We start from the raw sequence: 20,936 nt of genomic DNA, 5'->3' as shown, positions 1-20,936 counted from the left end.
CTCCGATGACCCCCTCCAGCCCCACCACCCCCTCCCCCACCCTGCGCGACGTGATCGGCCTGCCCGAACAGCTGCCGCGGCTGAGTGAGTCCGCCCTGCTCATGGTGGACTTCCAGAACACCTACCGCACCGGCGTCATGGCCCTGGAGGGCGCCGACGCAGCCCTCTCGGCCGCCGCCCGCCTGCTGGCGCGTGCCCGTGCCGCGGGCACGCCGCTCGTCCACATCGTCAACGACGGTGGCGAGGGCACGCCGTACGACGTCCGCGCCCACATCGGCGCCATCAGCGACCAGGTCGCCCCCGTCGACGGGGAACCGGTCGTGGTCAAGCAGTTCCCGAACGCCTTCCACGCCACCGAGCTGGAGAAGACCCTGTCCGGTCTGGGCTTCGAGCCCGGTGGCGGCAAGGACCTCGTACTGGCCGGTTTCATGACCCATATGTGCGTCAGCTTCACCGCGCAGGGCGCCTTCAACCTCGGGTACCGGCCCACCGTCGTCGCGGAGACCACCGCCACCCGGGCCCTCGCCGCACCGGACGGCACCGTACTGCCGACCACCACCCTGCATGCCGCCGCCCTGACCACCATCGGCGACCTGTTCGGCCTCGTCGTGCCCACCGTGGACGGTCTCCCCGGCTGAACCGCCCACGAGCCGGAGGCCGCGCCGCTCTTCAGCGCGCGGCCTCCGGGGAACCCCAGGCAGCAGCCGCGCCGGCCGACCGCAGTTCGCGGACGAGCGCCCGTACCGCCGCCGACTCCGCCGATTCGGGTGCCATCACGTAGCCGACGCCCCGCCGGGGCGGCCGGGGCGCGAGGGAGGTGACGGCGACGCCGGCCGGTGCGCCCGCCAGGGTCAGCATCGGCATGATCGACATGCCCATCCCGCGGGCGATCATCGACAGCACCACGGTGTCGTCCTCCACGCGGAGCGTGGCCGACGGGATCCAGTCCTGGCCCGCCCACCACTCACGGGTGTAGGAGCCGCAGTTCTCGTCCCAGTCGATCAGCGGGAGCGTCCTGGGGTCGGTGTCCGGGCGGTCCTCGGGGTGCGCCAGCGCGTACGGCTCCTCGAAGAGGCGGGCGCCGGTCAGGCCCGGCGGCGGGCCCGCCGCGTCCAGGGTGGCGATGCCCAGGTCGGCCCGCCCGTCGGCGACCTCGCCGGCCGTGCCCCGGCCGATCTCCCGTACGATCCGCACCTCGGGCGAGAGGCCGGGGTGCCGGGCGGTCAGCCGCTCCAGGACGGCGGGCAGCAGATGGGCCGCCGCGCTGCGGAACGCCGCGATGCGCAACGGGCCGGTGACCGCTCCGTCCCGCGCGCCGCGCACCTCCGCCGCCATCGTCTCCGTGAGCCGTACGATCCGCCGGGCGTAGGCGACCGCCCGCTCGCCCGCGGCCGTCGGCCGGGCGCCGTGCCGGCCGCGGTCGAAGAGCACGGCGCCGAGCTTGCGTTCGCAGGTGCGTACGGCGTGGGAGACGGCGGACTGGGTCATGCCCAGGCTCGTGGCCGCCGCGGTGAAACCACGTTCCCGTTCGACGGCGATCAGGATGCGCAGTTCGTGCGGCGCGAGGTCGCTCATGCGACGGAAGTATTCCATGAGCGGCATTCATGGAAAGCGCGCTTCCATCGACGGCAGCCCCTGCCCGGGCCGCCGGGCGCCTCCTACGGTGATCACATCGCGGCCGGTGGTCACCTGCGGACCGCCGCGCCACCCCTTCCCGCACGCCCAGGAGTACTTGTGCCCGGCACGGCAGCCCGCTTCGTCCACCAGATCTCCCGCCCCCACGGCTTCCCCACCGCCGCGGACTTCGCCTTCGTCGAGGAGCGGCTGCCCGCGCCCGCTCCCGGCCAGGCCCTGGTGGAGAACCTCCACCTCTCCGTCGACCCCTATATGAGGGAGCTGATGGACGGCGGCTGGGACCTGCACGCGCCGCTGGAGGGCCGGTCCGTCGGACGCGTCGTCGCGTCCCGTACGGCGGATCTGGCGGAAGGCACGCTCGTCTTCCACCGCAAGGGCTGGCGCACCCACGCCCTGGTCACACCGGACGAGGTACGCGTCCTGCCCCGTCACCGTGGCGTGCCGGCCCGCTCCTACCTGGGCGTCCTCGGCGGTACGGGGCTGACCGCCTACGTCGCCCTCACCCGTACGGTGCGCCTGCAGCCCGGCGAGAGCGTCTTCGTCTCCGCGGCGGCGGGCGGAGTGGGCAGTGCGGCGGGGCAGTTCGCCCGCCTGCTGGGCGCGGGCCGCGTCGTCGGCAGCGCCGGCTCACCGGCCAAGGTCCGGCGTCTCACCGAGGAGCTGGGTTACGACGCGGCCTTCGACTACCACGACGGGCCGGTGGGTGACCTGCTGGCCGAGGCCGCGCCGGACGGGGTGGACGTCTACCTCGACAACGTGGGCGGCGACCATCTCGAAGGGGCCATCCAGGGCCTGCGCGAGTTCGGCCGGATCGCCTGGATCGGCGCGATCGCCCAGTACCACAGCGCCCAGCCGCCCGCCGCGCCCCGCAATCTTTTCGACATCGTCGAGAAGAGCCTGCGCCTGGAGGGCGTTCTCGTACGCAACCACCGCGATGTGCAGAGCGAACTGGAGGACTTCCTCGTCCCCCACCTCCAGTCGGGCCGCGTCGTGGACGCGCAGACGGTGGTCCACGGTTTCGACAGCGTGGTGGACGCCTTCCTCGGCATGCTGGGCGGTGCGAACAGCGGGAAGATGGTGGTGCAGGTGGGGGCGGAGTAGGGGACGGAGCAGGAGGCCAGGGCGGGGACGGGCAGCCGCCTTCCACGCCTTCCACGGCGCGCCTGCGGGGCCCTACGCTCGTCCCATGGTTCCGCTGAGCATGCAACTCCCCTACTTCCCGGGGCAGTTGTGAACACCGGGCTGCTGATTGCGGTGGGCGCCGCGGGCGGCACGCTGCGCGGACTGATCGACGCGTACAACTGTGTCCTGACGTGGCAGGCCGCCCGCCGCCTCCAGCGGCAGTGCCCGGACGATACGGAGCCTGAGCGCGGCAGGCCACGGTTCGGTGACTACTTCGACCCGGTCGCCGACCCCGTCGCGCTGATGGTGCACGCGGTGATGGGAGGCGGCGCCGCGGCGCTGTTCGGTATGACGGGGCAGATCAGCGGCGTGTACGCGACCTTCGCCGTGGGCGCGTCGGCGCCGGTGCTCCTGACGCAGCTGGCTCAGCTGCGCTTCGTGAGCGAGGCCGTCGCGGGGCCGGCGCAGCAGCCGGCCGGCGGGGTGGTCACGGGGCTGCCGCAGCCGGCCGGTGAGGTGGGCGCGGAGCCACCGCAGCCGGTGGGTGAAGCGGTTGCCGGGGCACCGCAGCCGGCCGGTGCGGGGGCGGCCGGAACTGCCACCGCCGCCGGAGCCGGCCCGGTCAACGCCCCGCAGGCCCAGGCGCCTTCGGCCGCGGGCCCGGCGCATGCACCCGCTCCCGAGGAGCCTCGGCACACGGGAGGGCGTCCTGGGCCGCGCCCCGGTGGTCCACCCAGAAGAGCACGCCCCGTCACGCCGCCGGACGCCGCCGGAGGGCAGGAGGAACCCGCATGAGGGCTCGAAGTGACGGGCGGCGCCGGGTGGCCGCCGCGGTGCTCGGCCTCCGCGACAGGGCAGTCCCGGATCCCCACTGGGTCCGCCCGAAGGATGCCTCGCTCGGCCGGCGCATAGCGGCGGCGGTCCTGGGCGTCCCGCTGCGCCGCCCCGGCCCCCAGTCCGCCGCCCTCACCGAGTCTGCCCAGGACCAGGACCGAGCCCAGGTCCAAGCCCAGATCCAAACTCAGAAGCAGCCTCAGGCTCAGGCCCAGGACCCGGCTGCCTCACCCGCCGGCCGGCGGGAGCCCGGTCCCCGCTCCGCCTCCGTACACCTGTCGCACGCCACGGGTGCGATCCTCACGCCCGGAGAAGGGGCGAAGAGGACCAGGCGCAAGCCCGACCGGTCGGCCGACGCTCCACCGACGCCGCCCCCCGCGCCACAGATCCAGGCCGCGCCCCGGCGCGCTCCGCACCTGCTCACCGAGGACCGTGCGGATTTCGAACGCCTCCTGGACGAGGCGTTGCGCACCGCGGAGCTCCCCTCGCGCCGGGCTGCCGTGCCGGGGCGGCGTCTCGGCGTCGAGCAGGTGCGCACCATGGCTCTCGGCGCTTCGTCGGCCATCGCCGCATGCGCTGCTTCCGAGTACCAGCACTACGTACGGCTCCGCGAGGAGCTGCGTGCACCGGAACCCGCTGTGGCTCAGGTCAGCGGTGACACGCTGAGCCAGGCGGAGTCGGAGGCCACCGAGCCCGCCGGCGCCGGTTCGGTCCAGGTGGCCGCGGTGCTGGCGCCCGTCCTGGCGGGTATCGCCGCCGTACTCTTCCTGATCCTCGGATACGCGCTGCGCGCGCTGGGCGTCGCCCCATCCACCGCCCAGCCCGTGATCAGCGCCGGTTTCATCTGCGCGGCGATCACCGCCGCGGGGGCTGTCATCGCCATGGCGAGCTTGATCTACGCGGCCTGGCGCAACGGCTCCACCTCGCTCCGCGCCCCACGCTCCGGTGACGGCCGGGACGACCGGGTCCGCGAGGTGGACCTCGCCCGGGACGCCTGGCGGGAGGCGCTCCTGGAACGCGGCATCCGGCCGTTCCTGCGCGAGGTCCGCGAGACCATGACCGGTCCGGCCGACACCGACCGAAGCGGCACGGCTCCCCACGTACCGCGGCACGGCGAGGGTGGCAGCCGTACCCCGTTCCTGGGGTACTCACGGCCCGACTTCACCAGCCCGGACTTCAGCAGCCCGGACCTCACCAGCCCGGACTACGGCGGCACCGAGGAATGACAGAAGCGCGGAGGCCGTCTCGCGCGCTCCACCCCGGCCTCCGTTAGTGAAGCGTTAGCCGCACGGCGGTGGATCATCAGCGGCGACCGACAGCCTTGTCCGTACGAACCGCAATGCCACGTGAAGAGGACAGGGAAAAACATGCCGCACCGCATCACTCTCCGCGCCCGCAAGGCCGCTGCCGCCACGGTGATCGCTGTCGCCGCGCTCGGACTCACCGCCTGTCAGGACGCCGGCAGCAAGGCTTCGTCCTCGTCCGCCGCCACGAGCACCCAGCAGCCCGCCGGGAAGCCCGCCGGCAGCGCGCCTTCCGGGACCGTCAAGAAGTCCGCCGGCAGCGCGCCTTCCGGGACCGTCAAGAAGACCGCCGACAAGTGCACCAACCAGATCAACTACGCCGGTGACCCCCGGTCCAACGCCGAGATCAACTCGATCGGCGAGGACACCGGCCGCTGCCCGGCGCCCCAGAGGGACTCCAAGCCGTCCGGTACCCCCAAGAAGCCCGACATGAGCTGCACCGACCAGATCAACTACGCGAGCGACCCGCGGTCCAACGCCGAGATCAACAGCCTCGGCGAGGAGACCGGTTACTGCCCGCCGGTCCGGCATCAGTGAGTTCACCGCCGTCCCCCTCCCTCCCCTGACCACCCGTTCGGGTGACCACCCGGCCGGACCGCCGCGCCTCACGCCCGTACGGCACGGAAACGGAACCTCCCCTTCCCGAGGGTGACCTCGGCCGGGCCGAACCCGGCGGCGCGCAGCCGGCGCGGCAGGGTTTCCGGTGGCACGGGTACGTACGTGTCGCCCAGGTGCAGCAGGCGGAAGGCCGTACTCGCACAGCCGTCGCAGCCGGCGAAGACGCCACCGGGGCGCAGCACCCGCCGGGCTTCCGCGAAGAGACGGTCCTGCTGTTCCGGCGACGGCACGTGGTGCAGCATGGTGAAGCACACGACGGCGTCGAAACCGCCGTCGGGGAACGGCATCGCCGCGCCGTCGCCGTGTACGACGTCGGCCTGCCCCGCGTACGCGTCCTGAAGTTTCTTGGCGAACTCCGCGTCGACTTCGAGGACACTGAGGTGACCCGGCGCGCGCCGCGCGAGTACGCGCGTGGTGGCGCCGTAACCGGGCCCGATCTCCAGGGTCTCGGTGCCGAGTTCGACTCCGTCGAGGGCCCAGGGCAGCAGCTTCTGCTCCACCCCCCGTGCCCACCTGTCGGAACTGCACACCCACTGGTGCAAGCGATTCATGGAGGCCATACGGCGATGCTAAGAAGCGCGGACGACGTCCACCACGAGGTAGGGGGACACATCCTGTCGCGGTACGGACACCTCGTTCCGGGGCCGTTCCCGGAAGCGGCCGTGGTCGTGGGAAGTTTCGTGGTCGACGACGGCCGGTGGTACGGACGGCACTGGCACACGACGCACCAGCTCGCCTGGGCGGAGAAGGGCGTCGTCGCCGTCCGCGCCCGGGGCAGCACCTGGGTCCTGCCGCCGACCATGGCGCTGTGGATACCGGCCGGCACCGAGCACGCGACGGGCGCCTCCGGTCCGGTCGTGGGCCGGAGCCTGTACTACGCGCCGGACCGCTGCCCGGTGCGCTGGTCGGTCCCCACCGTCGTGGGCGTCTCGCGTCTGCTGCGCGAGCTGATCCCGTACTTGGCGGACGCCGCCCTGCCGGCGAACGCACGGGAACGTGCGGAAGCGGTCGTACTCGATCAGTTGCGTCCGGTGTCGGTGACGACGGTCCTGGCGCCCGTGCCCCGTGACGACCGGGCACGCCGCGTCGCCCACGCCCTGCGCGCGTGCCCGGCGGACGACCGGACGCTGGCGCAGTGGGGAGCGGAGGTCGGAGCGAGCGCGCGGACGCTGGCCCGCGCGTTCGCCGCGGAGACGGGGATGCCGTTCGGGCAGTGGCGCACCCGCTTACGCCTGCAGGCCGCGATGCCATTGCTGGCGGGCGGCGCGACGGTGGCGGCGGTGGCTTCCCGGGTCGGTTACGCGTCACCGAGCGCGTTCGTGGCGGCGTTCCGGCGCGTGGTCGGCGTACCGCCCGGGGCGTTCTTCTCGCCGTGAGCCGCGAGCCGCGAGCCGTGAGTCGCGAGCCATGAGTCGCGAAGCCGCGAGGCTTCAGGTCGTGGCCTCGTGACCCTCCCCGCCCTCCTCCCCGGCCCCGGCTCATGCGTTCAGTCCTGCGGCACCGGCCGCAGGGCGAGGAGGGCGATGTCGTCGGCGCTGTCGGCGCTCAGGGCGATGAGCAGTTCGTCGCAGAAGACGTCGAGGGGCTCGCTCGCCAGGGCGGCGGCGTGCCGGCGGAGTCTGTCCATGGCGTGGTCGAGGGACTCGTCACGGCGTTCGATCAGGCCGTCGGTGTAGAGCAGGACGGTCGCGTGCGCCGGGATCGGATCGACGGCTCCCGGGCGCGGCATGTCGGGTTCCATGCCCAGCAGCAGCCCTGAGCCCGCGTCGAGGTAGCACGTCTCGCCCTCCTTGGTCGTCAGCAGGGGCGGCAGGTGCCCGGCGGAGGAGTGATTCAGGCGCCAGGGCCCGCTCGCGGAGCCGGTGACCAGGCCGTAGATGCAGGTGGCGGTGGCCTCCTGGGACAGGCTGTGGTTGGCGATGTCCAGCCGGCGCAGTACCTCTTCGGGCGGTTCCTGGCGGTCGATGGCGATACCGCGCAGCATGCTGCGCAGCTGGCTCATGGCGACCGCGGCCTCCAGGTCGTGCCCGGTGACGTCACCGATGACCACGGCGGTCTGCCCGCCGGGCACGACGAAGCTGTCGTACCAGTCGCCGCCGATCTGCGCGGTCGTGGAGGAGGGCGCGTAACGGGCGGCCATCTGCAGGTGCTCGATCTCGGGCAGTACGGGCAGCAGGGAGCGCTGGAGGCGCTCGGCGATGTGGCGGGTCTCCTGGTACAGGCGGGCGTGCTCGACCCCCAGGGCGAGGCTGCGGACCAGGTCGCCGATCAGGGGCAGCGACTCCTCGGTGAAGGGCCGTTCCGCTCCGGTACGGATCAGGGTCAGGGCGCCGAAGACGGCTCCGCGGGTCCGCAGCGGAGCGATGACCGCGCTGTTCGCCCCCACCCGTTCGAACAGCTCGCGGTCGTGGGCGTCCAGCGGGCTCTTGATCTCACTCGGCGACGGGCTCTCGGTGAGCAGCAGCGGGCCGGCCCCGCGCAGCACCCGGGCCAGCGGCCCGCGCGCCGCCCCGGTCACCGGGGGCAGCCGGCCCGCGTACGCCTCGGCCGGCAGCTCCGAGGAGTTGTGGTGGGAGACGCAGAACCGCTCCAGCTGGTCGCCGTCTTCGAGCAGGTCCACCACACACCAGCCGGCCAGTCGCTGGGTCAGGATCTTGCAGACGCGCTGCAGTCCCTCGTCCAGGTTCGCGGTGCTGCTGAGCGACTCGCCGATGTCGGCCAGCAGCCGCCGTTCCCGCGCCGGCCCGTCGGCCCCGTCGCTGTCCGTACCCGTGACGCGCTCCGGGTCGTCGGGCAGCTCCGGCCCGCCGGGCTGCTGCGCGGGGATGGCCTGGCTCTCCCCGACGGGCAGGGGGGCCGGGACGGGAGGGGCGGTCCTGGGGGCGAGCTGGGCGACGTAGACGGTACGGCCCTCGGCCGTCACCTGGGTCTGGATGAACAGCCGTACGGGGACCAGCCTGCCGTCCCGGTGCAGCGCCGGCAGGGGCACCGAGCGGCCCAGGATGTGGGGCTGACCGGTGAGCAGCAGGCGGGTGAACGCCGCCATGTGGCGCTCCCTCAGGTGCTCCGGGATCAGCGCGGTGAGCCGCTGGCCAACCAGCTCGCCCTCCTGCCAGCCGAGCATGTCCGCGGCCGGTCCGTTCGCCACGATGATCCGGTTGTCGTCGTCGGCCGCGATGGTGGGCACCCTGCTCGCCCAGACGTGGCTGGCGTCCCAGGGCACCAGCTCGGAAGGGCTGGCACTCGGCTCACGGGGAACCATGGTCCACGCGGCGGGCGGACCGCCGGAGAGCTGGCTGGTGATCTGGTCGAGGAGCCAGCGGCGGAAGACGCGTTTCTGGGGCAGCGAGGGCCAGGTGAGGAGGCGTTCGGCCCGGGCCGCTTCCTCGGCCGTGTCGAGTACGCGGCCCAGGGTCCGTACGGCTCGCGCGAGGCCCGCCGGGAGGGGGACGCCCAGGGAGTGGACGTGGGCCACCGAAGGCTGCCCCTCCAGCGCTGCCGACATGCTCGCGCTGATCACGTTGTGCGTGTCGAGCGCGACGGTGAGGTCTTCCGGGGCCATGCCGGTGTCCTCTCCGGCGTACGCGGCGAGGACCAGTTCGCACAGCAGGGCGTGCTGGTGGTGCTGGGCCGCCAGGTACAGCGTGCCGGGGAGGTCGACGAGGGTCACCGTACGGGTCGGGCCGCAGGACGGTGCGGCGGTCTCCCAGGTGGAGGGCGGAGGCGGCCGTTCGTCGAGCCACAGCTCGAACCACACCGTCTTGCGTTCGCCGTCGGTGTCGACGCCGTACCGGGAGGCGAGCTGCTCGACCACCGCCAGCCCCTGCCCTTGGCCCAGACCGGCGTACATGACGGGCTCCCCCGGCACCGGCCGGCGGCACGGCCGGTGGTCGCCGACCTGTACCCGCACCGCGCCGTCGAGCAGCCGGACCGCCACCTCGGCCTCCGTACGCGCATGCAGCACCACATTGGTCACCAGCTCACTGACCAGCAGTTCAGCGGTCTCCACCGCCTCCGGCGCGCTGTCGGCCAGAGCGGTCCGTACGAAGCGCCGGGACTGACCCGCGCTCTCCGGCCGCGGCGGAAATCTCTGCGAGGACACAGCCTCCGGCTGACTGATGTGGTCCATGCCGTCAGTGTGCGGCACGCGACATCCCTGAGGGCCGCGCTCCCGAGGTATCTCGTCCATGCGCTCGCCGGAATCCATCAGGTGGGCGAGGGCCGGGTGGGGCTGAAGGGGTGCCCGGAGTGTGGGGGCTGCCCAGGCCGCCGGGGCTGCCAGGGCTGCCAGGGCCACTGGGGCCGCTGGGTCCGCTGGGGCCGCCGGAGTGGGACGGACGCACCCGGTTGCGAGCGCTCAAGCGGTGCGGCTTACGCCGATCACGCCACGCAGACCGTGGCTATTCACCACCGGGCGCCGCCCGCCACGGCTCGGGCGCGGTGTGGCGGTCGGCGGCCGCACCCGGCTGCGCCGGGACCGTCGAAGCCGCCTTCGCCCTGGCGACCGCTGCTCCCAGGTGCTCCTGAATCGCTTCGGGCAGCGCGGAACCCTGAACGCTGTCGACCAGATTTTGAGCGAGCCGGTGCAGCTTGGTGTTGGAGTTCTGCGAAACGCTGACCAGAACGGACCAGGCGGCCTCCGGAGTCAGCGTGAACGTGGCCATCAGGATGCCGCGGGCCAGATCGATGGCCGGACGGGTCTGCATGGCGCGGCGGAGCTGGGCGACCTCCCTCGGCAGCCCCCGGGAGGCGTCTTCGTCCGGGGTCGAGCCGTCGACGGAGGTGAAGGTCACGTGGCCGTCGTGTGGGGCGTGGTTCAGGTGGAGGTCCGGGGGCGGGTACGCGCCCGGCGCCGGGCGCCCGTTCGGGTTCGGTTCTGCGGGCGGGAACAGCTCACGGGCCCCTGCCAGCGCCAGCAACCGCTCGACCGCTCGGCTGCCGGTGACGATGCCGACGGTCTTGTCCTGCGCGACCGCCCGTAGCCGCAGGCGTAGCAGCATGTTGAGGCCGGAGCAGTCGCAGAACGGCACCGCGTCCAGGTCGAGATCGACACCCCGGCGGGAGCGACCGAGGGCTTCGCGCAGCTCGTGCTCGATCCCCGCGCAGGCGTCCAGGTCCAGTTCTCCGCGCACCGTCACCCTGGTGCGATCGCCGTTCTGGAGGATCTCGATCCGCGGCAGCTCCGGCGAGGAGGCGGCCGGCGTGCCGCCGTCCCCGCCTCCTGCAGGAGGATCTGCGGGGAGGCGCGCCCAGTGCGCAGCTTCCGGCATGGCCTTGCTCTCCCGTCGTCATCGGCTCGTCCGCCGTCCATCTCAGGCTCACCCATCGACAGACACACGTCAACTAATACACGAAAATCGTTGCGTGTATCGAGACGCGTGAATGTTCGGTCGGTAGAGTTGGAGCATGGATGGATTGACCGAGTCGAACAACGGGGTGCCCGAACCGCACACCGGCTGGACATTTGTGACCAATCACGCACGGGTGCTGGCGGCCATCGCCGACAATCACAACGCCCGCATCCGCGACATCGCCGCTCACTGCCGGTTGACCGAACGCGCCGTTCAAAAGATCATCGCCGATCTGGAGCGCGACGGTTACCTCTCCCACACCCGCGAAGGACGCAGCAACACCTACCGGATCGACCCCAGCAAGGTGCTGCGCCATCCCGCTGAAGCCGGCCTGACCGTCGCGTCCTTGCTCTCCCTGCTCGTCCAGGACGAAGCGGACCGCAGCACACTTCCCGACGACCGCCACCATCACAGCACAGCCTGACGACCGACGGCCTGAGCGCCGACGCCCCGAGGAACCCCGGCCAACGGCGAGGCCGGAAAGGCCGCTACGCCCGAGCCCGTCCGCTTCGCCTGGCCCGGTGGCCGTGCAGTCGGCGGTCTACGCTGGCCCGCGCTCGCGGACGCGCTGCGCGTCCACAGCGATAACGGTCGACGGTCAGGGTATGAGCAGGAGTTTGCCCGTGGTCCTGCGGGATGCGAGGTCCGCGTGGGCCCGCGCGGCGTCCGACAGGGCGTAACGCCCGCCGATGCGCGGCGTCAGCTGTCCATTCCGTACCAGGTCGAAAACCTTTCCGGCGCGCGCGGTCAGCGCCTCTCGGGTGGGCGCAGGGTGGTGCACCACGGGGTACGTCAGGAAGATGCTGTCGGGGAGGCCGGTCGGGGCGAGGGGCGGAACGCTCATGCACTTTCTCCTCCCGTGACACCAGCCCGATCACCCGGCCACCGCGAGCTTTGGTCATCTGCGTGAGCAGCATTCCGGCACCGCCCGCGGCGGCGTGCACGACAGCGGTGTCCCCCGGCTCGTCGGGGTAGGTCCCGGTGGTGAAGTGATGTGCCGTCAGGCCATGCCCTCGACTCCGAGAAGGGTGGGCGCGGCCCAGCCGGGGCCGCCGGACGTCCGGGCCCCGGCATCCATGAAGTTCACTCCCGCGGCGGCGAGCCGCATCAGCACCTCGCCTTTACCGGGCGTCGGATCGGGGAATTCGGACCAGCGCATGGGCCGGCGGGTGGAGCGACGGCCGGGGCCGGTCGTACACGCCGGCCGAGTGGTGGTGTTAGCCTGGCGATGACCTGATCTCGGATCGAGGAGACGCAGCTGTGGCGGGTGACGACGACATCTCCGGGTGATACCCGGACCTGACAGCCGCCGGTCGGTGCGCGGACGCACCGCCGTGGTGGCTGCCTCGTCGTGCCCTCCTGCCCGTCTCCGGGCACCGGTGTCTGCCGTGCCCGTGGTGTTCTCTCCGAGGTATCCCCATGTCCGACGCTTCCGTCGTCTGCTCGAACCTGTCCTTCTCCTGGCCCGACGACACCCCCGTCTTCCAGGACCTGTCCTGCACCGTGGGCACCGGCCGTACGGGGCTGGTGGCGCCCAACGGCTCCGGCAAGAGCACCCTGCTCAAGCTGATCGCCGGTGAGCTGCGCCCCACCGCCGGTTCCGTCACCGTCGCCGGCTCCCTCGGTTACCTCCCGCAGAGCCTCCCGCTCGCCACCGGCCTGACCGTCGCCGAGGTGCTGGGTGTCGCCGAGGTGATCCGCGCCCTGGACGCCGTGGAGTCCGGCGATGTGAGCGAGGTGCACTTCGCGACCATCGGCGACGACTGGGACATCGAGGAGCGCACCCGCGCTCAGCTCGACCGGCTCGGCCTCACGGAGCTGTCCCTCGACCGCGGCCTGAGCACGCTCAGCGGCGGCCAGATCGTCTCGCTCGGCCTGGCGGCGCAGTTGCTCAAGCGGCCCGACGTCCTGCTGCTCGACGAGCCGACGAACAATCTGGACCTCGACGCGCGCCACAAGCTCTACGACGTGCTGGAGGACTGGCACGGCTGTCTGCTCCTGGTCAGCCACGACCGGGCGCTGCTGGACCGTATGGACCGCATCGCCGAACTGGATCCGGGCGCGCTGCGGCTGTACGGCGGCAACTTCACCGCATACGAGGAGGCCGTCCAGGCCGAGCAGGAGGTGGCCGAGAAGAACGTCCGCAACGCCGAGCAGGAACTCAAGCGCGAGAAGCGGGAGTTGCAGCAGGCCCGCGAGCGCGCCGAGCGCCGCGCGAGCAACGCCTCCCGCAACCTGAAGAACGCGGGCCTGCCCCGCATCTTCGCCGGGAACATGAAGCGCGGGGCCCAGGAGTCGGCCGGCCGGGCGGGCCAGCTGCACGCCTCCCGGGTCAGCGAGGCCAAGGCACGTCTCGACGAGGCGGGGCGCGCCGTACGCGACGAGCAGCGCATCACGCTGGATCTGCCGGACACCCACGTGCCCGCGGGCCGCAACCTCTTCCTCGGCGAGAACCTTCAGGTCAGCCTCGGCGATCGGCCGCTGTTCGCCGCCGACGGGATCGACCTGACGATCCGGGGCCCCGAGCGCGTCGCGCTGACCGGTCCCAACGGCGCCGGCAAGACCACGCTGCTGCGCCTGCTGCACGGCGGCCTCGAACCCGAAGCGGGGCAGGTCAAGCGGGCCGACAGCCGGGTCGCGTACCTCTCGCAGCGTCTCGACGTGCTCGACCTCGACCGGACCGTGGCCGAGAACTTCGCCGCGTCCGCCCCGCACCGTACGGAGGCGGAGCGGATGAACCTGCTCGCGCGCTTCCTCTTCCGGGGGCCCCGGGCGCACCTCCCGGTGCGGGTGCTGTCCGGCGGTGAGCGGCTGCGCGCCACCCTGGCGTGTGTGCTCTGCGCCGAGCCGGCCCCGCAACTGCTGTTGCTGGACGAGCCGACGAACAACCTCGACCTGGTCAGCGCCGGGCAGCTGGAGAGCGCGCTGGCCTCCTACCAGGGCGCGTTCGTGGTGGTCAGCCACGACGAGCGTTTCCTCGCCCGGATCGGCGTCGACCGGTGGCTGCGGCTGGCCGGCGGCGAGCTGCGGGAGGTGGCGGCTCCCGAGGTGTGAGGGCCGGCCCCGGCCTGGCCCGCGTCCGAGGTGTGCACCCGGCGGGCCGCGTACAGCGCTCACTTCAGGAGGACCACCATGCCCCGACCCGCTCTGCTCGCCCATGATCTCGTCCGTACGCTGGGGACTCGACGGGTCCTCGACGGCGTCTCCCTCACCGTCTCCCCCGGCCGGTGCGTCGGGCTGATCGGCGAGAACGGTGTCGGCAAGTCGACACTGCTGCGCCTGCTCGCGGGAGTGGACGAACCCGACTCCGGCCAGGTCACGCGCCCGGACGACCTGGGCTTCCTGCACCAGGAGATGCCGTTCGACAGCGGTACGACGATCGCGCGGGTGCTGGACGACGCCCTGCGGGAGGCCCGGGCCGACCTGGCCGAGCTCGACCGGCTCACCCGGCTGCTCGCCGACACCCCGGACGACCGCCCCGAGCACACCGCACTGCTGGAGGCGTACGGCAAGCAGCTCGAACAGGCCCAGGAGCGCGAGGCCTGGGACGCCGACCGGCGGGCCGCGATCGTCCTCGACGGGCTGGGCCTCGGCGGCTTCGCGCACGACCGGACGCTGGGTTCGCTGTCCGGCGGGCAGCGCGGGCGGCTGGCCCTGGCCGCGCTCCTCGTCCGCCGGCCGGCTGCCCTTCTGCTGGACGAGCCGACCAACCACCTGGACGACGAAGCGGCCGCCTTCGTGGAGCAGCAGATCCGCGAACTGCCCGGTGTGGTGGTGGCGGCCAGCCATGACCGGGCGTTCCTCGACGCCGTCTGCACCGATCTGATCGACCTCGATCCAGCCGTGGACGGCCCGGTTCGTTTCGGTGGCCATTACAGCGCCTATCTGGCCGAGAAGCGGGCGGAGCGGGAGCGCTGGGAGCGGCGGTACGCGGAGGAGCAGGAGGAGTTGGAGGCGCTGCGCCGCTCGGCCGGGGTGACCGCGCGCCGGGTCGCCCCGGACCGCGGGCCGCGGGACAACGAGAAGATGGGGTACGGGCACCGGGCCGGCCGGGTGCAGCAGCAGATCTCCCGGCGGGTACGCAACGCCACCCGCCGGCTCGACGAACTGGAGCGGACACAGGTCGGCGCACCGCCGCAGCCGTTGCGACTGCATGTCGTCGCGTTGACGGCCGGGACAGCGGACAGCGGCCCGGGAGACGGCAATGCGGTGGACGGCAATGCGGTGGACGGCGATCCGGTGGACGTTCCGCTCGTCGCGCTGCGCGACGCGTGGGTGCCCGGGCGGCTGGGCATCGCGCGCCTGGACGTCCTGGACGGGGACCGGCTCCTGGTCACGGGGGGCAACGGGGCCGGGAAGTCGACGCTGCTGTCCCTGCTGGCCGGGCGGCTGCACGCGGCGGGTGAGGTACGCAGGCGGCCCGGCCTGACCGTGGGGCTGCTGGCACAGGACACCGTGTTCGAGCGGCCGGACCGTTCGGTGCACGACACGTACACGTACGTACTGGGTGCCGAGCGGGCGGAGACGGTGCCGCTGAGCTCGCTGGGGCTGCTGAACGCGGCGGATCTCGGCAAGCCCGTAGGGCAGCTGTCGGTCGGCCAGCGCCGCCGCCTCGCGCTGGCCCTCCTGGTGGCGCGCCCACCGCAGCTCCTGTTGCTCGACGAGCCCACGAACCACCTGTCCCCGCGCCTGTGCGACGAGTTGGAGGACGCCCTGGGCGCCGGGCCGGGCGCGATCGTCGTGGCCAGTCACGACCGGTGGCTGCGCCGGCGCTGGAGCGGCCGCCGGCTGCAACTGCGTCCCGGCCAGGTGCCTTCGACTGCCGTACGGAGCTGACGGGAGGCCGCGACCCACGCTGAGGAGCGATGACTTGACGTGCCTTGCCGCACCTTCAGTCACCCGCCAGAATGGTGACTGTGAACCTCGACCACGTCTTCGTCTGCGGGCATCCCGCCCTGGACTTCGCCGCGACGCTCCGCGCCCGGCGCACCACGCGCTTCGAGATGTTCGCGGCGCCGCAGCGGCTGGACGCGTGGTTCCTGGAGTCCGGACTCGTGGATTCCGTGACGCCCGCCAGGCCGGCCGACGTCGAGCGCGCGAAGGCGGTGCGGGAAGCGGTCTACGAGCTGGTCACCGCGCGCCGCCTCGGCGAGCCCTTCGGGGACCGGGCCCTGGAGGTGCTCAACAAGGCGGCCCGCAAGCCGTCCGCCGCTCCGCAGCTCACGCACACCGGGCGGCGCACCGACGCCACCCCGGAGGAGGCGCTGTCCGCCGTGGCCCGCCAGGCGGTGGAGCTGCTGAGCGGGCCGGACGTGCCGCTGCTCAAGGAGTGCGGCAACCCCGAGTGCACGCGTATCTACGTCGACCGCTCCCGGGGCGCGCGGCGGCACTGGTGCGGCATGGAGTCCTGCGGCAACAAGATCAAGGCCGCCGCGTACCGCGCACGCAAGAAGAGCACGCCCGCCACGACCGCGCGCTGACCGTTCACGCCGCAACGACGGCTGGGGGCGGCGTGAAACGCTGCCCCCCGGGCGGACTCCGCAGTTCTGGAGCTGGGCACCGGCCGCGGCAGACCGGGCTGGCGCGTACGCATCGTCTACGCATGCCGCGCGTGAAGCCCGTGATGAACGGCCCTCTTCCTCAGAGCAGTTGACGCCCGGCCCTCCCCCCAACCACCTCCTCACCCGACACACCCGCCACCCCCTCCCACCACCGCACCCCAGATTTCGTCACCACCTTGACCGGTGACGCATCGCCTGCCAGAGTCGTCCCACACTCGGCCCGTGGCGACCTGACGAGCCGTCACCGCACCGGCTTCTCCGCGGCCGTGGCTTCCAAGTGCGGTCAGACCAGCGCACGGAGGACTTCACATGATCGACAGACGCACCTTCGGCAAGGCCGCGAGCCTGGGCACCGGCGTGGCCGCCGTGTCACTGGCCGGCTTACCGGCCTCGCATCCCGCCCGTGCGAGCGGGCACCCCTCCGCGTCCTTCGACCGGATCCGGCAGGTCAAGGCGGGGCTGCTCGACGTCGGTCACGCGGAGGCAGGTCCCGCTCACGGGCCCGTGGTCATCTGCCTGCACGGCTGGCCGTACGACATCCACAGCTTCGTCGATGTCGCGCCCCTGCTGGCGGCACGGGGCTACCGCGTGATCGTCCCGTATCTGCGCGGCCACGGCACGACCCGCTTCCGCTCCGCCAGAACGTTCCGGAACGCCCAGCAGTCCGCGGTCGCCCTGGACATCATCGCCCTGATGGACGCCTTGGGGATCGACCGGGCCGTACTGGCCGGCTTCGACTGGGGATCCCGCACGGCGGACATCATCGCGGCCCTGTGGCCCGAGCGCGTCACGGCGCTGGTGTCGGTGAGCGGCTACCTGATCACGAACGTCGAGGCGCAGCAGGAGCCGTTGCCCCCGCGGGCCGAGCACACCTGGTGGTACCAGTACTACTTCGCCACCGAGCGCGGCCGGCGCGCCCTGGAGGACGAGCGCAAGCGGCCCGAACTGTGCCGCCTGGTCTGGGACACCGTCTCGCCGACCTGGGACTTCGACGACGCCACGTTCGCGCGCACCGCCGCCGCCTTCGAGAACCCCGATTACGCCGCCATCGTGATCCACAATTACCGCTGGCGGCTGGGCCTCGCCGACGGCGAGCGGCGTTACGACCGTTACGAGAAGCAGCTCGCGACCCGGCCGGTCATCACGGTGCCGACCATCACCCTGGACGCCGAGCGCGACCCGTTCACCCCACCCGGCAACGGCTCGTCGTACCGCGACCGCTTCACCGGTCCGTACGACCACCGCACACTGCCCGGCACCGGCCACAACCTGCCGCAGGAAGCGCCCCGGGCCTTCGCCCAGGCCGTGCTGGACGCGGGCCGCCTCTGACCCGATCGCACGGCGCCCGACCGGACAGCGCCCGATCGCAGGGCGCCCGACCCCACAGCGACGGCGCACCGACAACAGACACTGACACGCCCCGGCACGAAGGAGCAGAGGAAGACGATGAGCACCGAGAACACGGCGGACAGCACGGCGGCGACCCGGCAGGCGAAGTTCGGCAAACTGCCCGAGCGCGTCCCGTACGAGGACATGGTCACGGAGAAGGCCGCCCCGGGGATCCGCGCGGGCGACGCGTACCGCCCCGAAGGGGCGTGGCACCACTTCTCGTGCCTGGCCCTGGATCTGGGCCTGTGAGTACCCGTTGACAAAGCGGAACGCTGTTCCATATCGTAACCGGAACAGCGTTCCGCTTCGTTCTGCCGAGGCCGGACGATTCCACCCACCCCTCCCGACGGCGGCCGAACCAGGCCGCGGGCAGGGGCTTTTGAAGGGATTCACCCCTCGTGAACGCACCGACTTCCCCTGCCGCCTCCGGCTTCCCCGGCTCGCCCGCTCCCGTCCTCTCGGTCAGTCCGGTGGTGCTGTCCGTACCGGGCCGGGCCGTGGACCTCCGGATACGGGTCTCCGCACCCGTGACCGGGAGCGATCTTCCCGTCATCCTCCTCTCGCACGGCCAGGGCCCCTCGAACCACCTCTCCTCACTGAACGGTTACGCCCCCCTCGCCGACTTCTGGGCCGCGCACGGTTTCGTGGTGATCCAGCCCACCCACCTCAGTTCGCGGACGCTGGACCTGGACCCCGCCACCCCCGGGGCACCGCTGTACTGGCGTTCGCGGGCCGAGGACATGCGGCACATCATCGACCGGTTCGACGCGATCGAGGCCGCCGTCCCGCAGCTCCCCGGCCGCCTGGACCGCAACAGGGTCGCCGTGGCGGGGCACTCGATGGGCGGTCACACCGCGAGCCTGCTGCTGGGCGCCCGGCTCACCGACCCGGATGACGGCACGGAGGTGGACCTGGCCGAGCCGCGGATCAAGGCGGGCGTCCTGCTCGCCGCGCCCGGCCGGGGCGGCGACGCCCTCACCCCCGCCACGGCCGAGGCCTATCCGTTCTTCTCGACGACGGACTTCTCCACGATGACGACGCCCACGCTGGTCGTCGCCGGCGACCAGGACGATTCCGCCCACCTGACGGTCCGGGGCCCGGAGTGGCACGCCGATCCGTACGTCCTCTCCCCCGGCCCCAAGTCGTTGCTCACCCTGTTCGGCGCGGAACACGGGCTCGGCGGGGTCTCCGGATACGACGTGGCCGAGACTACGGACGAGAACCCCGGGCGGGTGTCCGCGGTACAGCGGCTCACCTGGGCCTATCTCCGTTCCGAGCTGTACGCCGGGGACACCGCCTGGCAGGCGGCACGTGACGCGCTGGCGTCCGGGCCGGAGCCGCTCGGGCGGGTCGAGTCCAAGTAGGGGCGCAGGCCGGTCCGGGGCCCTCGGAAACCGGGGCCCGGGACCTGCCGAGGTCATCGCCGTGCGGACACGGCCTCGGGCTTCAGCGCGGCGACGACGGTCGCGGGGTCCTCGGCGTAGAAGCGGAAGCCGCGGGCCTCGGCGGAGCTGCCCAGGGCCCGGACGAAGCCCACCGGCTGGGTCAGCTCGACGACGACCGTCGTCTGGCCGGCCACGGCCATGTCGGCGATGCCGTTCTTGTCCACGACGGCCAGCTTGCCGTCCGGGAACTTCCGGTCCTGGCGGACGGAGGCTATCCGGTCGGCGGGGATGCGGATGTCGAGGAGGGCGCCGTACCGCAGGCGCAGCGAGCCGTCGGCGCCGATGACGTGCGGGCGTACCACGCAGGAGGCGTGCAGGGCGATGACGAAGTAGCAGCCCCAGATGTCGAGGACGAGCGTCACGGCGTGCATCACCGGCCACGGGATCAGGAAGGCCAGGCCCACGGTCTCGACGACGCACACGAAGAGGAAGCCGTACATGGTCGCGGTCTGTCCCGACGCGTACGGGACGGGTGTGTCACCGTCGCGTATCCCGTGCGGGCCGCGGCGTGTCACCCAGCGCAGGAAGCTGGTGGAGAGGAAGACCTCGTGGGCGGCCAGTTTGCGTACCGAGGCCGGGACGGTGTCGGCGGTCGCGGCCAGGAAGGCGGAGCGGCGGTCGAGACCGTCGCGGCGGTGGCGGCGGTGGTCGAGGAGGACCAGGGTGGCGGCAGCCGCCACGAGCGCGAGCATGGCCAGTTCGGTGACCAGCCTTACGGCCGGGGGGATGCGTACGCCACCGGCCACGCACAGGACGAGGATCAGCTCGCCGGGTACGAGTGCGGCGACCGACCGGCGCACGGTCTTTCTCAGGGCTTTCACCCGGCACGCTCCTTGAGCAGTTCGATGGCGCGGAGCACGGCGGCGGCCTGGGCGGGGGCGAAGTCCTCGAAGAAGGCGCCGGCGAAGCCGTCGCCGTCCCGCGCGTCATCGTCGTCCGGGATGGTCATCGCCCGCAGCGCCTCGTCCGGGATGCTGTCGACGATGGCCCGGGCGGTCCGCTCCACGCGCGGGTCGTCCTCGGCGGCCTCGGCCAGCTCGTCCATCCGGGCGTACACCGCGTACGCGCGCCGCATGGCCGCCGGGTCGGCCCTGAAGCTCAGCATCATGGCGTCGAGCCAGCCGCGGTCGCCGTCCGGCGAGCCGGTCTCCAGCAGGGCGAGGAGCTGCCGCTCCTTGGCCGCCATCGCCGACTCGGGACCGGGCAGCAGCGCCGAGGCGCGGTCCATGTCGTCGAAGATCGCCGCCAGCTCGGGTGAGACGGGGGCCTCGTCCGGGAGCCGGCCGGTCCGCTCGGCCTGTTCGAAGAGCCGGGCCAGGCGGGCGCGGCGCTGCCGGATGGCCTCCTCCTGGCGCGCCAGGTCGGCGTCCAGCTCGGTGAGGATCTCGATCAGGTCCTTGCCCGCGTCGTCCGCCAGGACGTCCTTGACCTCGTCCAGGCTCAGACCCAGCTCGGTCAGCCGCCGGATCCGGGCCAGCTCGATGGCGTCGCGCAGCGAGTACTCACGGTAACCGTTGGGCTGCCGGGGCGGTTCGGGCAGCAGCCCGGTGCGGTGGTAGTGCCGTACGGCACGCGTGGTGATGCCGACGATGCCGGCCAGCTCTCCGATACGCATGCCTTCAGTAGAAACGTTGTCGCTGCGACAAGGTCAAGCGACACGGTGCGGGCGCGGCCGCG

General features: G+C 72.5%; 21 protein-coding genes. 13 read left to right on the top strand and 8 right to left on the bottom strand.

The window, feature by feature from the left end; all coding sequences use genetic code 11:
* The first annotated feature begins 5 nt into the window (after positions 1-5).
* Positions 6-638, top strand: a complete 633-nt coding sequence (locus AB0L45_RS25795; RefSeq protein WP_365843814.1) for an isochorismatase family protein — start codon at positions 6-8, stop codon at positions 636-638.
* Positions 639-669: 31 nt separating this feature from the next.
* Here the strand turns inward: AB0L45_RS25795 and AB0L45_RS25790 are convergent, their stop codons facing one another.
* Positions 670-1,575, bottom strand: coding sequence for a LysR family transcriptional regulator (locus AB0L45_RS25790; protein WP_365843812.1), 906 nt, complete (start codon positions 1,573-1,575; stop codon positions 670-672).
* A gap of 159 nt (positions 1,576-1,734) precedes the next feature.
* On the opposite strand from AB0L45_RS25790, the gene AB0L45_RS25785 reads away from it, so the two are divergent.
* The 4 genes from AB0L45_RS25785 (at position 1,735) to AB0L45_RS25770 (ending at position 5,432) form a co-directional block, all read left to right on the top strand.
* Positions 1,735-2,736 carry an NADP-dependent oxidoreductase gene (locus tag AB0L45_RS25785; RefSeq protein ID WP_365843810.1) on the top strand — a complete coding sequence of 334 codons (1,002 nt, stop codon included), beginning with the start codon at positions 1,735-1,737 and terminating at the stop codon, positions 2,734-2,736.
* A 129-nt stretch (positions 2,737-2,865) separates the two neighbouring features.
* Positions 2,866-3,552, top strand: a complete 687-nt coding sequence (locus tag AB0L45_RS25780) for a hypothetical protein (RefSeq protein WP_365843808.1) — start codon at positions 2,866-2,868, stop codon at positions 3,550-3,552.
* Complete coding sequence (locus AB0L45_RS25775) at positions 3,549-4,817, top strand: hypothetical protein (protein ID WP_365843806.1); 1,269 nt, start codon at positions 3,549-3,551, stop codon at positions 4,815-4,817. Before AB0L45_RS25780 ends, AB0L45_RS25775 begins: the two co-directional genes overlap by 4 nt.
* Positions 4,818-4,958: 141 nt before the next feature.
* On the top strand, positions 4,959-5,432 hold the full coding sequence (locus AB0L45_RS25770; protein WP_365843804.1) for a hypothetical protein: 474 nt from the start codon (positions 4,959-4,961) through the stop codon (positions 5,430-5,432).
* Between the two features lie 68 nt (positions 5,433-5,500).
* Here AB0L45_RS25770 and AB0L45_RS25765 read toward each other — a convergent pair whose 3' ends face one another.
* Entirely contained in the window at positions 5,501-6,073 is a 573-nt protein-coding gene (locus AB0L45_RS25765) for a class I SAM-dependent methyltransferase (protein WP_365843803.1), read from the bottom strand.
* A 6-nt stretch (positions 6,074-6,079) separates the two neighbouring features.
* Here AB0L45_RS25765 and AB0L45_RS25760 point away from each other — a divergent pair, with 6 nt between their 5' ends.
* On the top strand, positions 6,080-6,889 hold the full coding sequence (locus tag AB0L45_RS25760) for a helix-turn-helix transcriptional regulator (protein WP_365843801.1): 810 nt from the start codon (positions 6,080-6,082) through the stop codon (positions 6,887-6,889).
* Positions 6,890-6,999: 110 nt separating this feature from the next.
* Here AB0L45_RS25760 and AB0L45_RS25755 read toward each other — a convergent pair whose 3' ends face one another.
* Together AB0L45_RS25755 and AB0L45_RS25750 are read right to left on the bottom strand one after the other, a co-directional pair.
* On the bottom strand, positions 7,000-9,642 hold the full coding sequence (locus AB0L45_RS25755; protein ID WP_365843799.1) for a SpoIIE family protein phosphatase: 2,643 nt from the start codon (positions 9,640-9,642) through the stop codon (positions 7,000-7,002).
* Positions 9,643-9,913: 271 nt separating this feature from the next.
* Positions 9,914-10,783: an ANTAR domain-containing protein gene (locus AB0L45_RS25750; RefSeq protein ID WP_365843797.1), complete on the bottom strand. Its 870-nt coding sequence runs from the start codon at positions 10,781-10,783 to the stop codon at positions 9,914-9,916.
* A gap of 136 nt (positions 10,784-10,919) precedes the next feature.
* On the opposite strand from AB0L45_RS25750, the gene AB0L45_RS25745 reads away from it, so the two are divergent.
* Complete coding sequence (locus AB0L45_RS25745) at positions 10,920-11,288, top strand: helix-turn-helix domain-containing protein (RefSeq protein WP_365843795.1); 369 nt, start codon at positions 10,920-10,922, stop codon at positions 11,286-11,288.
* Positions 11,289-11,462: 174 nt separating this feature from the next.
* Here AB0L45_RS25745 and AB0L45_RS25740 read toward each other — a convergent pair whose 3' ends face one another.
* Positions 11,463-11,708 (bottom strand): zinc-binding dehydrogenase, encoded by a 246-nt coding sequence (locus AB0L45_RS25740; RefSeq protein ID WP_365843793.1) that lies wholly within the window; start codon positions 11,706-11,708, stop codon positions 11,463-11,465.
* Positions 11,709-11,864: 156 nt separating this feature from the next.
* Complete coding sequence (locus AB0L45_RS25735) at positions 11,865-12,023, bottom strand: hypothetical protein (RefSeq protein WP_365843791.1); 159 nt, start codon at positions 12,021-12,023, stop codon at positions 11,865-11,867.
* Positions 12,024-12,283: 260 nt separating this feature from the next.
* On the opposite strand from AB0L45_RS25735, the gene abc-f reads away from it, so the two are divergent.
* From abc-f to AB0L45_RS25705, 6 genes are all read left to right on the top strand, one after another.
* Positions 12,284-13,918, top strand: a complete 1,635-nt coding sequence (gene abc-f / locus AB0L45_RS25730) for a ribosomal protection-like ABC-F family protein (RefSeq protein ID WP_365843789.1) — start codon at positions 12,284-12,286, stop codon at positions 13,916-13,918.
* Positions 13,919-13,996: 78 nt separating this feature from the next.
* Positions 13,997-15,700 carry an ABC-F family ATP-binding cassette domain-containing protein gene (locus AB0L45_RS25725; RefSeq protein WP_365843787.1) on the top strand — a complete coding sequence of 568 codons (1,704 nt, stop codon included), beginning with the start codon at positions 13,997-13,999 and terminating at the stop codon, positions 15,698-15,700.
* A gap of 80 nt (positions 15,701-15,780) precedes the next feature.
* Positions 15,781-16,344 carry a CGNR zinc finger domain-containing protein gene (locus AB0L45_RS25720; protein WP_365843785.1) on the top strand — a complete coding sequence of 188 codons (564 nt, stop codon included), beginning with the start codon at positions 15,781-15,783 and terminating at the stop codon, positions 16,342-16,344.
* Between the two features lie 390 nt (positions 16,345-16,734).
* The gene (locus AB0L45_RS25715; protein ID WP_365843783.1) at positions 16,735-17,754 is read left to right on the top strand and encodes an alpha/beta hydrolase; all 1,020 of its coding nucleotides are present in this window, start codon (positions 16,735-16,737) and stop codon (positions 17,752-17,754) included.
* Between the two features lie 117 nt (positions 17,755-17,871).
* On the top strand, positions 17,872-18,063 hold the full coding sequence (locus AB0L45_RS25710) for a hypothetical protein (RefSeq protein ID WP_365843781.1): 192 nt from the start codon (positions 17,872-17,874) through the stop codon (positions 18,061-18,063).
* A 149-nt stretch (positions 18,064-18,212) separates the two neighbouring features.
* Positions 18,213-19,178, top strand: a complete 966-nt coding sequence (locus AB0L45_RS25705) for a chlorophyllase (RefSeq protein ID WP_365843779.1) — start codon at positions 18,213-18,215, stop codon at positions 19,176-19,178.
* A gap of 53 nt (positions 19,179-19,231) precedes the next feature.
* Here AB0L45_RS25705 and AB0L45_RS25700 read toward each other — a convergent pair whose 3' ends face one another.
* Together AB0L45_RS25700 and AB0L45_RS25695 are read right to left on the bottom strand one after the other, a co-directional pair.
* Positions 19,232-20,080, bottom strand: a complete 849-nt coding sequence (locus AB0L45_RS25700; protein WP_365843777.1) for a hypothetical protein — start codon at positions 20,078-20,080, stop codon at positions 19,232-19,234.
* Positions 20,077-20,874 (bottom strand): MerR family transcriptional regulator, encoded by a 798-nt coding sequence (locus tag AB0L45_RS25695; RefSeq protein ID WP_365843775.1) that lies wholly within the window; start codon positions 20,872-20,874, stop codon positions 20,077-20,079. Before AB0L45_RS25695 ends, AB0L45_RS25700 begins: the two co-directional genes overlap by 4 nt.
* Between the last annotated feature and the right edge of the window lie 62 nt (positions 20,875-20,936).

The sequence above is a fragment of the Streptomyces sp. NPDC052496 genome (assembly GCF_040679095.1).
Classification (GTDB): domain Bacteria; phylum Actinomycetota; class Actinomycetes; order Streptomycetales; family Streptomycetaceae; genus Streptomyces.
Note: the sequence above shows the minus strand (reverse complement) of the source record. Positions and strands in the feature narration are given on the sequence as shown.